Source organism: Rhizobium esperanzae (assembly GCF_002204185.1).
In the GTDB taxonomy this organism is placed as follows: domain Bacteria; phylum Pseudomonadota; class Alphaproteobacteria; order Rhizobiales; family Rhizobiaceae; genus Rhizobium; species Rhizobium esperanzae.
The window spans coordinates 130,481-142,299 of sequence record NZ_MXPU01000006.1 but is presented as its reverse complement, the minus strand read 5'-3'; the positions used below and the strand labels follow the sequence as shown (position 1 = coordinate 142,299).

At 61.5% G+C, this 11,819-nt stretch carries 10 protein-coding genes; 3 read left to right on the top strand and 7 right to left on the bottom strand.

Going from position 1 to position 11,819, the window contains the following annotated elements; genetic code table 11:
- Positions 1–72 precede the first annotated feature (72 nt).
- The 6 genes from B5E41_RS10875 to denD all read right to left on the bottom strand — a co-directional run bounded on the left by B5E41_RS10875 (position 73) and on the right by denD (position 6,483).
- Complete coding sequence (locus B5E41_RS10875; RefSeq protein ID WP_064812401.1) at positions 73–972, bottom strand: carbohydrate ABC transporter permease; 900 nt, start codon at positions 970–972, stop codon at positions 73–75.
- 11 nt (positions 973–983) lie between these two features.
- Positions 984–1,910 (bottom strand): carbohydrate ABC transporter permease, encoded by a 927-nt coding sequence (locus B5E41_RS10870; protein WP_064807391.1) that lies wholly within the window; start codon positions 1,908–1,910, stop codon positions 984–986.
- A 184-nt stretch (positions 1,911–2,094) separates the two neighbouring features.
- Positions 2,095–3,399, bottom strand: a complete 1,305-nt coding sequence (locus tag B5E41_RS10865; protein ID WP_064807389.1) for an ABC transporter substrate-binding protein — start codon at positions 3,397–3,399, stop codon at positions 2,095–2,097.
- Positions 3,400–3,590: 191 nt separating this feature from the next.
- Entirely contained in the window at positions 3,591–4,658 is a 1,068-nt protein-coding gene (locus tag B5E41_RS10860; RefSeq protein WP_088393468.1) for an ABC transporter ATP-binding protein, read from the bottom strand.
- A 68-nt stretch (positions 4,659–4,726) separates the two neighbouring features.
- The gene (locus tag B5E41_RS10855; protein WP_088393466.1) at positions 4,727–5,500 is read right to left on the bottom strand and encodes an SDR family oxidoreductase; all 774 of its coding nucleotides are present in this window, start codon (positions 5,498–5,500) and stop codon (positions 4,727–4,729) included.
- On the bottom strand, positions 5,497–6,483 hold the full coding sequence (denD, locus tag B5E41_RS10850; protein ID WP_088393464.1) for a D-erythronate dehydrogenase: 987 nt from the start codon (positions 6,481–6,483) through the stop codon (positions 5,497–5,499). The genes B5E41_RS10855 and denD overlap by 4 nt, the downstream gene beginning before the upstream one ends.
- Positions 6,484–6,925: 442 nt before the next feature.
- On the opposite strand from denD, the gene B5E41_RS10840 reads away from it, so the two are divergent.
- Together B5E41_RS10840 and B5E41_RS10835 are read left to right on the top strand one after the other, a co-directional pair.
- A complete protein-coding gene (locus tag B5E41_RS10840; protein ID WP_088393460.1) occupies positions 6,926–7,924 on the top strand; it encodes a LacI family DNA-binding transcriptional regulator in 999 nt (332 codons plus the stop codon).
- Positions 7,925–8,128: 204 nt separating this feature from the next.
- Positions 8,129–10,414 (top strand): cation:proton antiporter domain-containing protein, encoded by a 2,286-nt coding sequence (locus B5E41_RS10835; protein WP_088393458.1) that lies wholly within the window; start codon positions 8,129–8,131, stop codon positions 10,412–10,414.
- Between the two features lie 7 nt (positions 10,415–10,421).
- Here B5E41_RS10835 and B5E41_RS10830 read toward each other — a convergent pair whose 3' ends face one another.
- The gene (locus B5E41_RS10830) at positions 10,422–10,895 is read right to left on the bottom strand and encodes an NUDIX hydrolase (RefSeq protein ID WP_088393456.1); all 474 of its coding nucleotides are present in this window, start codon (positions 10,893–10,895) and stop codon (positions 10,422–10,424) included.
- A 95-nt stretch (positions 10,896–10,990) separates the two neighbouring features.
- Between B5E41_RS10830 and B5E41_RS10825 the strand changes: the two genes are divergently transcribed.
- A complete protein-coding gene (locus tag B5E41_RS10825) occupies positions 10,991–11,812 on the top strand; it encodes a DUF1206 domain-containing protein (protein WP_088393454.1) in 822 nt (273 codons plus the stop codon).
- Positions 11,813–11,819: the final 7 nt, after the last annotated feature.

Sequence of the window (11,819 nt, the reverse complement as noted above, 5' to 3'; positions counted from 1 at the left end):
GCCTTTCATCCCGCGGCAGCGTCCGCAGGAGAGAACTTTGCCCTGCCCGACGCTGATAAGTGGGTCTGCGCACTACTCCTTCACCGCGCCCGTCATCGAAGACACGTAGTAGTCGACGAAGAAGGAATAGAGGATGACGACAGGCAGCGAGCCGAACAGCGCCCCGGCCATCAGCGATCCCCATTCGAAGACGTCGCCGCGCACCAGTTCGGTCAGGACGCCGACCGGAATGGTCTTGTTCTCCGAGGACTGGATGAAGGTCAGCGCATAGATGAATTCGTTCCATGAGAGCGTGAAGGCGAAGATGCCGGCGGAGATCAGGCCCGGCACCGCAAGCGGCAGGATGATCTTGACCAGGATCTGCCAGCGGTTGGCGCCGTCCACCAGCGCGCTTTCCTCGAGCTCGAACGGGATCGAGCGGAAATAGCCCATCAGCAGCCAGGTGCAAAAGGGGATGAGGAAGGTGGGATAGGTGAAGATCAGCGCCAGGCGCGAGTCGTAGATCCCGAGCTTGAAGACGATGAAGGCGAGCGGGATGAAGAGGATCGACGGCGGAATGAGATAGGCGAGGAAGATGACGAGGCCGATCTGCCGCGAGCCGGTGAAGCGGATGCGCTCGATCGCATAAGCGCCGAACACCGAGGCCACCAGCGACAGCGCCGTCGACCCCACGGCCACCAGCATCGTGTTCCACAGCCAGCCGGGATAGGACGTCTCGAGGAACAGGTATTTGATGTGGTCGAGCGTCGGCCCGACCACCCAGAAGGGGCTGTAATTGTTGTAGTCGGTCAACTGCTCGTTCGGCTTCACGGCGGTGATCGCCATCCAGTAAAAGGGAAAAAGCAGAACGAAGACGAAGACCGCCATCGGCAGGTAGAGCATCACTACGCGCCGCGGCAGGCGGTTCAGATAGCTCATGCCCTCGGCATTGTCGGTCAGGACCTCATCGGCCGTTTTGAGATTGGTCGACATCTTTTTCCTCCCTAATCCTGGCCGCCCTGCTGCCATTTGCGGCGTTGCAGGCCGAAGAAGCTGAACATGATGGCACCGAGCAGGAAGGGTATCATGGCGACCGCGATGGCCGCCCCCTCGCCGAGCTGGCCACCCGGAATGCCGCGCTGAAACGAGAGTGTGGCCATCAGATGCGTGGCGTTGACCGGTCCGCCCTTGGTCAGCACGTAGATCAGCTGGAAATCCGTGAAGGTGAAAAGCACCGAGAAGGTCATGACGACGGCGATGATCGGCGTCAGCATCGGCAGCGTCACATAGCGGAAGCGCTGCCAGCTCGTCGCGCCGTCGAGCGAGGCCGCCTCCTGCAGCGAAGCCGGAATGGTCTGCAGGCCGGCAAGCAGCGAGATCGCCACGAAGGGGATGCCGCGCCAGACATTGGCGACGATGACCGATATCCGCGCATTTGTGGGATCACCGAGGAAGTTGATCGGCGCGCTGATCAGCCCGAGCTTCATCAGCGACCAGGAGATGATCGAGAACTGGGAATCGTAGATCCACCAGAAGGCCAGCGCCGAAAGCACCGTCGGCACCACCCAGGGCAACAGCACGATCGCCCGAAAGAAGGATTTGAACGGAAGGTGCTGGTTCAGGAGCAGCGCCAGCCAGAGGCCGAGCGCGAATTTCAGAGCCGAGGCGATGACCGTGTAAAGGATGGTGTTGAAGACCGACAGCCAGAAAACGGCGTCATCGGCCAGGAACTCATAGTTCTCCAGGCCGATGAAGATGCCATCCCTGCCGATCCGCGTGTCGGTAAAGCCAAGCCAGACGCCGAGCCCCAGGGGATAGGTGAGGAAGCAGACAAGGAACACGGCGGCCGGCAGCATGAACAGGAAGCCGAGCACATTGTTGTTCTGCATCAGCGAGGGGCCGCGCGTATCCCCGGATTTCAAGGTCGACATTGCTTGTCTCCAGATTGCATTCAGTCCTGATGCATGTCGCCCGGAAGTGTGCAGCGGTTCCGGGACCACGACATGCGTAAAAACAAGGAACTAAAGCGCGGCGCATGGATCAAATCTGATGTGACGCGCTTTAGAGGCCTGCGGCATGCCGATATCAGGCATGCCGCATGTCCCCGGCTCCGGATCAGACGCGGTAGTAGCGGTTTGCCCGGCGTTCGGCTTCCTTCATCGCGTCCTCGGGCGACTTCTGGCCGGTGACGGCGGCGGCATACATGTCGACCAGCACGTAGTCGGCCATGGTTGCCGCCGAGGCGTAGCCGAGCGGACCGGCATAGCCGTTCGGGCGCAGCTTTTCCGAGGCGCGCGCATAGGGCGCGTGAACCGGATCGGCGGTCCAGACCGGGTTCTTGGCGAAGGCCTTGAGTGGCTGGCAGCAATAGGCGCTGGAGCCCTGGATCCAGGCATTCATCTGATCAGCTTCCATCATGAACTTGATGTAGGCCTTGGCCGCTTCCGGATATTTGCTGTGCTTGAAGAGCAGCAGCGAGCTCGTCTGGAAAAGCTCGACGCTCTTGCCGACCGGTCCGATCGGGAAGTTCGTCGTGCGAATGTCCTTTGCGATCTCGGCGAGCTTCGGATCGTTCTTGGCCGTGTAATAGACCGAGACGCCGTTGGCGATCAGCGATACCTGGCCGGCGAGGAAGGCGCGGTTGTTGTTGACATCCAGCCAGCTTTCCGTGCCCGGAATGAAGGTCGCGTAGAGTTCCTTGGCATAGTTGATCGAGGCGAGCGTTTCCGGGCTGTTGATCGTCACCGTGCCGCTTTCGTCGACCATTTTGCCGCCATGGCTCCAGAGCAGCCAATGGGCGTAGTTGTTACCGTCGCCGACCGCCTTGCCGTGCGGGAAGCCGGCGGGCGTGCCCTTTGCCTTCATCGCCTTGCAAAGCTCGAGGAAGCCTGCGGTATCGTTCGGGAATTCGTTGAAGCCAGCAGCCTTCACATGGCTGTCGCGATAGACCACGGCATTACCGATCGTCGTCAGCGGCATGGCGATGAACTTGTCGTCACGGGTGGCATAACCCTTCAGGCCGTCGTACCAGCCCTCGTACTTGTTGCCGAGATAGTTGCCGAGTTCCGTGAGATCGACCAGCTTGTCCGGATATTGGTGCGCGTCGTCGAACCAGCACATGATGAGATCCGGACCGGAGCCGACATTGGCCGCAACGGCGGCTTTCGGACGGATGTCCTCCCAGCTCTCCTTGTCGATGCGCACTTCCACGCCGGTGGCTTCGGTGAACTTCTTGGTATTGGCAAGCCAGGCCTCCTCATCGCCCTTCACGAAAGGCGTCCAGCGCAACAGACGCAGGCTCGCGCCGCTTTCCGGCGTGTAGGTCGGTTCGGCCTGCGCAAAGGACGGCTTGATGCCGAGGCCGGCGACACCGGCGACGGCTGCCGATGCAGCAAGAAATTCACGTCTCTTGATCGTCATGAGATTCCTCCTCATTGAAACAGCGGGAGCAATTCTCCGGCATTCACCTCCCGCTTGGTGAACGGCGGCCTGGCATCCCGGGGGCGCAAGCTCCCCAGGGAGGTTTGCGCTCCCGTGGGGCTCACCCCTCGAATGCTTGCGCTCCGGCGGAACGGGAGACTCCTCCTCTCCCCTTATCCCGCCGGATGGCGTCAGTCGGTCAATCGCATGCCGCCTTCGGCGTCGAAGATATGGACGTGTTTGGCGTCGATCGCCACCCGGATGGCTTCGCCCGGGCGCGCATCGACACGCTCGCGGAAGACGCAGCTGACATCGCTGCCGCCGAGGCGGACGGTCAGATGCGTCTCATAGCCGGTCGGTTCGATCACCACGATCTCGGCCGGCACACCGTTCGGATCGAGCGAGATATATTCGGGGCGCAGCCCGTAAACGAGGTCGCGGCCCACAGCACTTGCAGGCGGTTTGGCGACCGGCAGCCGCGTACCGTTGGCGGCGACGAACTGGCTGGGGTTCTCAGGATCGAGCCTGCCGTGGATCATGTTCATCGCCGGCGAACCGATAAAGCCGCCGACGAAGAGATTGGCGGGGCGGTCGTAAAGCTCAAGCGGCGTGCCGATCTGCTCGACGATGCCGTCATGCATGACGACGATCTTGTCGGCCATCGTCATCGCCTCGATCTGGTCATGGGTGACGTAGACGGTCGTCGTCTTCAGGCGCTGGTGCAGTTCCTTGATCTCGGCGCGCATGGCGACGCGCAGTTTCGCATCAAGGTTGGACAGCGGCTCATCGAACAGGAAGACCTCTGGATTGCGTACGATGGCCCGGCCCATGGCGACGCGCTGGCGCTGACCGCCGGAAAGCTGGCGCGGATAACGGTCGAGCAGCTTGTCGAGACCGAGGATGCCGGCGGCATATTTTACCCGCTTTTCGGCTTCTGCCTTCGGCGATTTGTTGAGCATGAGCGAGAAGCCCATGTTCTGCTCCACCGTCATATGCGGATAAAGCGCATAATTCTGGAACACCATGGCAATGTCGCGGTCCTTCGGCGGCAGCGTGTTGACGACGCGCCCGCCGATCTTGATCTCGCCACCGGAAATATTCTCGAGCCCGGCCAGCATCCGGAGAAGTGTGGACTTGCCGCAGCCCGAGGGGCCGACGAGGATGACGAATTCGCCGTCGGCGATATCGATGTCCACCCCCTTGATGACGGGATGCGCGCCGAACGATTTCCGGACATCCGCGAACTGAACGTTTGCCATACTCCCTCCTCCCAGATCATGAGCACTGCATAACTGCATATATGTCGCTTCGGCCGCGACAGCAGGCCTTAGCCCCGCCCGACAAAGGGCATTTTCGTCGCCATCACGGTCATGGTCAGCACATTGGCGCTGAGCGGCAGTCCTGCCATGTAGACGACCGCGTCGGCAATATGGGCCGGGTCGATCGTCGCCTCCGCGGCAATGCTGCCGTTGGCCTGCAGCACACCGGCCGCGATCCTCGTCGTCATGTCGCTGGCGGCGTTGCCGATATCGATCTGGCCGCAGGCGATGTCGAATTCGCGCCCGTCGAGCGCGGTGGATTTGGTCAGGCCCGTAATGGCATGCTTCGTCGCTGTGTAAGGCGCCGAATTCGGGCGCGGCGTCGTGGCCGAGACGGAGCCGTTGTTGATGATGCGGCCGCCGCGCGGGCTCTGGCTCTTCATCAGCCGGAAGGCCTGCTGCGTGCAGAGGAAGGCGCCGGTGAGATTGGCGGCGACGATGGCGTTCCATTGCTCGAAGGAAACCTCCTCGAGCGGTACGCCCGGTACGGTGACGCCGGCATTGTTGACCAGGAGGTCGAGCCGTCCGTATCTCTCCGCGATCGCATCGAAGAGAGCCCGCACCGAAGCGGGATCGCCGACATCGGCGGGAACCGCGAAAAACTCGGCCCCCGTTTCGCTGCCAAGCTCGCGCGCCGCCTTTTCAAGCACATCGGCCCGTCGTCCTGAAATCACCACCCTGTAGCGGGCCGCGCCGAGTCCCCGCGATATGGCACGCCCGACGCCGGTGCCACCGCCGGTGACAAGCGCGATCCTTGCTTCTCCGCTCGCCGATACGCTCACGCAATCCTCCCGCCGAGTTCATCCTCGATATGCACTTGCAGAATTTCGTCGAAGCTCGTTTCCGCCATGAAACCGAGCGAAGAGGCTCTCGTCGCATCGAACTGGGTCGGCCAGCCGGCGACGATGCGTTCGATCACAGGATCGGGCACGCGTTTGATGAGGGCGACCGCCTTGTCGCCGGCCACCCGGCGCAGAGCATCGATCTCTTCGGAGACCAGCGCGGAAAGGCCCGGCATGGTCAGGTTGCGCCGCGCGCCGATCCTCGCCGTATCGATCGTCGCGGCATGGACGAAGAAGCCGACAGCCGCGCGCGGACTGGCAAACCAGTGCCGGACGCTGTCGCTGACCGGCAATATGGCTTCCTTACCGACCAGCGGCTCGCGCAGGATATTGGAGAAGAAACCTGAGGCCGCCTTGTTGGGCGCACCGGGGCGCACGCAGATGGTCGGCAACCGGATGCCGATGCCATCGAAGATGCCGCGGCGGGAATAATCGGCAAGCAGCAGTTCGGCAATTGCCTTCTGGGTGCCGTAGCTCGTCAGCGGCGTGGTAAAGAATTCATCCGGAATGACCTCCGGGAACGGCGTGCCGAAGACGGCGATCGAGGATGCAAAGACGACGCGCGGCACATAGGCGCTCTTGAGGCCGAGCTGGCGGATCGCATCAAAGAGAGCGCGCGTGCCATCGAGGTTGACGGCGTAACCCTTGTCGAAATCTGCCTCGGCCTCCCCCGACACGATGGCGGCCAGGTGAAAGATCAGATCCGGCCGGCTTTCGATCAGCCTGTCAGCTACGCCGGCGGCGGCAAGGTCGACTGTCTGCGTCGTGGAGACGGACTGGAGCGTCTCCGGCACCGGCGGCTGAAAAGCATCTGCCAGCGTCAGACGGGTGATGGGCCGGCCGAAAGCGAGCGGCTCGCGCGCAATCTTCTCGACCAGCTTGCGGCCGACCATGCCGGCTGCTCCCAAGATCATCACATGCATATCGGCTCTTCCTCCCGTCGGCCGGTCTCTTCGGTCAAGATCGCGCTACTGGTCTTATTGTCCTTGTGGTCACTCCCGGGCCGGCTCGCGCCGCGATCTGGAACCAGCCCGATCGGCATATGCCCGATCGAATTCAGATAGGTTTGCAACCTGCGGGTCAAGTCACCTTTCCTGATCCGCATCGCTATCGAACGTTAATCAGATGTCGGACCCTCCGAAGCGCTGCCTGTGCGCCCATCGACTTCGATTCGATGACCACGGCTTCCCCTGTCTCCCGCACGGCTTTTCTCCCGTTTCCGATGGCTGGTATCGATACCGGTATCGGTAACAACGCCTATTTTTACCGTGCATGTCAAGTAGCGAGTGTTTTCCTTTTTTGGAAAAGAGCCTATGAGTCTGACGTTGCCCGCTGGCGAGGCAGTTCGACGATGGGGTCGGTGCGATGCGTAAATCCACACTGGAAGAGGTTGCCGCTGCGGCAGGCGTCAGCAAGATGACGGCATCGCGCGCCCTTCGCGGCGCCGCCGACGTTTCCAAGGAGACCCGCGAAAAAGTGCTTCAGCAGGCCGAGCGGCTAAACTACGTCGGTAACCGGCTGGCGCTCTCACTGTCGTCGCAGCGCACCAACCTCGTCGCCGTCGTCGTTCCCAGCATGTCCAACATCGTCTTTCCCGAGATGCTGGCGGGCATTTCCGCCGGGCTGCGTGGATCAGGCATGCAGGCGGTGTTCGGCATCTCCGATTACGATATGGCGAAGGAACGCGAGATCATCCGCGACATGCTCTCCTGGCGCCCTGCCGCCATCATTGTAACGGGTCTCGATCAGCCGACAGAAACGGTGAGAATGTTGCAGAATGCCGCGATCCCCGTCATCCAGATCATGGACCTCGACGGCACGCCCATCGATTTCAACGTTGGTCTTTCTCATGGCAAAGCCGGAGAAGAGATGGCAAAAGCGCTGTTGGCGGCCGGCCGGCGGCGGTTCGGCTATATCGGCAGCGCGATCGACAGGGATCTGCGCGCCGGCAAGCGAAAAGCCGGCTTCGAGAAAGTGCTGCGTGAGAGCGGCCTTGCTTTCGTGGACGAGCGGTTCAACGCCGCCTATTCCTCGGTGGCGCACGGCAAGCGGCTGTCGATGTCGATGCTCGCCGCGACCAGGGATCTCGACTGCATCTATTATTCCAACGACGACATGGCGACGGGCGGCGCCTTTGCCTGCCTGGAACTCGGCATTGCCAGCCCTGCGGAAATCCTGATCGCCGGATTCAACGGGTTGGATGTCGCCAGCGCCCTCCCCGTCAGGATCGCAACCTCGATTTCGCCACGGCGTCAGATGGGCGAAGTCGCCGCCGCGCTTCTGCTCGCTGCGAGCAGCGGAGACGGCAGCCAGATATCCGAAAAAATCATTGCCTTCACTCCGGAGATAACCGGCGTGGATTGAAGTCTGAATGCCACGTGCTCGCCTCCAGAAGAGTTGGCTCGATGCGTCGGTTTGCAGAATTGCAGCCGCCGTTGCGCGCATGCAAAGACCCGTGGCCCTGCCAGTCCTCGGAACGTTGTTTGGTGTCGAACATTGAAATGATGCCACGCTCGAATATGTCGCTTCGAGGCTGATGGTGATCGGAGTTCCAGGGAGTCGGTGCAGATGAGCCTGAAAGGCGCCTGGCATTGGCAAGTTGCACTGGCAGTCCTGCTTCTCCTCGTTGCAGCCTCGGCCTCGGCAGCAGGCGTCGCCGACCGGGACGCGCCATCCGAAACGCTGTTTCTCGTCCAGATCATCGTGCTCGTCGCCATCGGGCGATTGCTCGGCGAGTTCATGGTGCGCATCGGCCAGCCCTCCATCATGGGTCAGATCATCGGCGGTGTCCTCCTCGGGCCATCTGTATTCGGCTCTCTATGGCCTGACCTTCAGCATCAGCTATTCCCGGCGGGGGAAGCACAAAAAAGCATGACCGACGCCATTGCCCAGCTCGGCATCCTGTTCCTCTTGCTTCTCGCCGGTATGGAAACGGATCTCGGCCTGGCGGTCCGGCTGCGCCGCGCCGCCTTCGGCGTTTCGTTAAGCGGTATTCTCATCCCCTTCGCCGCGGGTTTTACTCTGGGAGAGCTCCTCCCTGCCTCGCTGTTGCCGAATCCGCAGGCGCGGCTGGTGACGGCGCTGTTTCTTGGAACGGCTCTCTCCATCTCCTCCGTCAAGATCGTGGCATCCGTCGTCCGGGAAATGGATTTCATGCGACGCAATATCGGCCAATTGATCGTCGCGTCGGCAATCATCGACGATACCGTCGGCTGGGTGATCATCGCCGTGACGTTCAGCCTTGCCGAACATGGCGCCGTCGATCTGTGGATATTGGTGAGGAGCGTAGCCGGCACGCTCGCTTTCATGGCGTTCAGCTTCACGATCGGGCGCCGCATCGTCTTCGAAATCATCCGACTGACGCACGATAAGTTCAAAAGCGATCTGCCGGTGCTTAGCGCCATCATCGCCATCATGGGCGCCATGGCGATCATCACTGATCTAATCGGTGTGCACACGGTTCTCGGCGCGTTCGTCGCCGGCATTCTGGTCGGTCAATCGCCGATTTTGACCCGCCAGATCGACAGCCAGCTTCGGGCGCTGACAACGGCGCTGTTCATGCCGGTCTTTTTCGGCCTGACCGGGTTGGAGACGGATCTCGGCGTTCTCAGCGATCCCGCCATCCTGCTCCTGGCGCTCGGCCTTATCCTGATTGCGAGCTTGGGAAAGTTCGGAGGCGCCTTTGCCGGCGCCAAATTCAGCGACTTTACCAATCCGGAAGCCGTCGCGCTTGGCTGCGGAATGAACGCCCGCGGCTCCACCGAGGTCATCGTCGCATCGATCGGTCTTTCCATCGGGGTTCTCGATCAGCGGCTGTTTTCCGTCATTGTGACGATGGCGGTGGTCACGACCATGGCCATGCCGCCATCGCTGCGTTGGGCGCTTGCAAGGCTGCCGATGCGGGAGGACGAGCGTGATCGTTTGGCCCGTCAAGGATTCGAAGAGCAAAGCTTCCTCTCGAAATTTGAACGCATCCTTCTTGCCGTCGACAATTCCGTCAGCAGCGGCCTTGCGACCCGCATTGCCGGCCATTTTACTGCCTTGCGAAAGATGCCGATCACCGTGTTGAACATCGATGGAAAACCCCAAGGCCCAGAAGCCCAATCCGGCGGCAACAGGGACGAAGCGGGACGGACAATCGATAACACCGCCACGGCGATTGCCGAACAAGTGAGGGAGAGCGCGCAGCGAACCGTCGGCCGCCTCGGCAGTCAGGAAGCCGCCATCGATGGCGACCTTCACGTTACAACGAGTGGGACGAGCGGAGACCTCGAAGCACTGCTGGCCGAGAGTGCCGAAAAGGGTCATGACATGCTCTTTGTCGGGGTCGAACCCACCGCAGCGCCCGAGGGAGGTCTTGACCAGAAAATTTCGAGGATGAGCAAGTCGTTCAAAGGAACAACTGCCATCTGTTCGCAACGTGGCGCCTTGCCCGACGATGACGGAAGGCTGCGCATCTTGGTGCCGATCAGCGGGACACAACGGTCCATGCGAGCGGCGGAATTCGCGTTGGTCGTGGCCAAGGCCAGCGGCGCGCACGTAGCTGCGATTTACATCCGTGAGCCGCAACAGGCGTCATTGGCGCCGCGTGTGAGCGATATCGCCAACGCGCATCTGGCCGCATTCAGGAAGATTGACGAAATCGCGAGCTACAACGACATTTCGGTCGAAAAGATCACCCAGTCGAGCGGCGCACCCGATCTGTCGATCCTGCGTCAGGCGCGCCGAGGCAGGTTCAATCTTATCGTGCTCGGCGTCAGCCGACGGGCCGGCGAGATGCTGTCATATGGACCGATCGCTGATACTTTGCTCGAGGCCGCCGACCGCTCCTTTATTCTTGTCGAAACAGAATGATGAGCGTTTACTGGTCCTGGCCGAGCTGTTTTGCGAGATCGGCAAGCATGGCAACCTGGCCTTTGAGAATCTTGATTTCAGCTTCTGCGATGGGAAACCAGCCGGCGCGGTCGACCTCGGGGAAATTCTGGATGCGGCCCGATCGCGGTGGCCATTCGATCTGAAACTCCGAACTCCGCACTGTCTCGACGTCAAGCGCGGCGTCCGCCTCCACCGACCAGACGACCACCACTTTTCCGCCCTGCTGGCGATATTCTCCGAGCCGGGCGAAGCTTCCTTGAATTTCGACGCCGAGCTCCTCCTGCGCCTCCCGGATCGCTGCCGACAATTCGTCTTCGCCGGCTTCGATCAATCCTTTCGGGATCGACCAGGCGCCCTCGTCCTTCTTCGCCCAGAAGGGACCGCCGGGATGGACGAGCAGGACCTCCGGTCTCTTCTCGCAAAGGCGGTAGATGAGAAGCCCGGCGCTACGGACCGGCATCGGCAACGCTCTCAATGATCATGGTCTTTCCTCGATGACAACTTTCCACGCGGTAGCGCGTTAGAGCTGACAGCCACACGGACGCGGAGAATATCATGCCCAAAGGATTTCGTTTCGACCTGCTTGCCAAGAGCGGCTATGTGGCCCGCGGTATCGTGTTCCTCCTCGTGGCGGGCCTGGCCCTCTTCTCCGGCGTCGCCGGGGGAAAGTCGGAAACGAAATCGGCACTTTCGACGCTTCTCGGACAGCCCTTCGGCCGCGTCTGGGTTGGGCTCATCGGCATCGGACTTCTGGGTTTCGTCGCCTGGCGACTGGCACAGTCGCTGGCCGACAGCGACGGCCACGGCCGCGACGCCAAGGCCATCGCCATCCGCACGGTTTTCTTCGGCAGCGCCGTCGTCTATCTTGGGCTTGCCGGATACGCGCTGGGGCACGCACTCTTCAGCGGCGGCGGAAGTCAGGGATCGGGTGAGAAGGGATTAGCAGAATGGATCATGTCGCAGCCGTTCGGCGCCTATCTGGCCATGGCCATCGGTCTCGGCTTCATCATCGGCGGGGCCGTGACGGCAGCCAAGGGCATTACCAGGAAATTCGAACGCTATCTCAGGCTCGCCGACACAAGCGGCCTGGTGACCTCGGTCTGCGTCTACGGCCTCGTCGCCCGCGGCGTCGTCTTTGTGATCACCGGAATATTCTTCGTCTATGCAGGTTTTCGTGTTGACCCTGAGCAGGCAGGTAGCATGGCGGACGCTCTCGAATGGGTGAGACGGCTTCCTTTCGGCGCGATCCTCCACATCGCCATCGCGATCGGCCTGGCGGCCTTCGGGATCTATAACCTCGTCGAAGCGCGTTATCGCGTCGTGCATAGCCCGTCCCTTGACGACGTGAAACATTCGATTCCTACATCCGGCCGTTAGCAAACAC

Coding starts and splice junctions, on each gene's coding strand:
- B5E41_RS10875 (WP_064812401.1), bottom strand. CDS start 972: ATGTCGACCAATCTCAAAACGGCCGATGAGGTCCTGACCGACAATGCC.
- B5E41_RS10870 (WP_064807391.1), bottom strand. CDS start 1,910: ATGTCGACCTTGAAATCCGGGGATACGCGCGGCCCCTCGCTGATGCAG.
- B5E41_RS10865 (WP_064807389.1), bottom strand. CDS start 3,399: ATGACGATCAAGAGACGTGAATTTCTTGCTGCATCGGCAGCCGTCGCC.
- B5E41_RS10860 (WP_088393468.1), bottom strand. CDS start 4,658: ATGGCAAACGTTCAGTTCGCGGATGTCCGGAAATCGTTCGGCGCGCAT.
- denD (WP_088393464.1), bottom strand. CDS start 6,483: ATGCATGTGATGATCTTGGGAGCAGCCGGCATGGTCGGCCGCAAGCTG.
- B5E41_RS10840 (WP_088393460.1), top strand. CDS start 6,926: ATGCGTAAATCCACACTGGAAGAGGTTGCCGCTGCGGCAGGCGTCAGC.
- B5E41_RS10835 (WP_088393458.1), top strand. CDS start 8,129: ATGAGCCTGAAAGGCGCCTGGCATTGGCAAGTTGCACTGGCAGTCCTG.
- B5E41_RS10830 (WP_088393456.1), bottom strand. CDS start 10,895: ATGCCGGTCCGTAGCGCCGGGCTTCTCATCTACCGCCTTTGCGAGAAG.
- B5E41_RS10825 (WP_088393454.1), top strand. CDS start 10,991: ATGCCCAAAGGATTTCGTTTCGACCTGCTTGCCAAGAGCGGCTATGTG.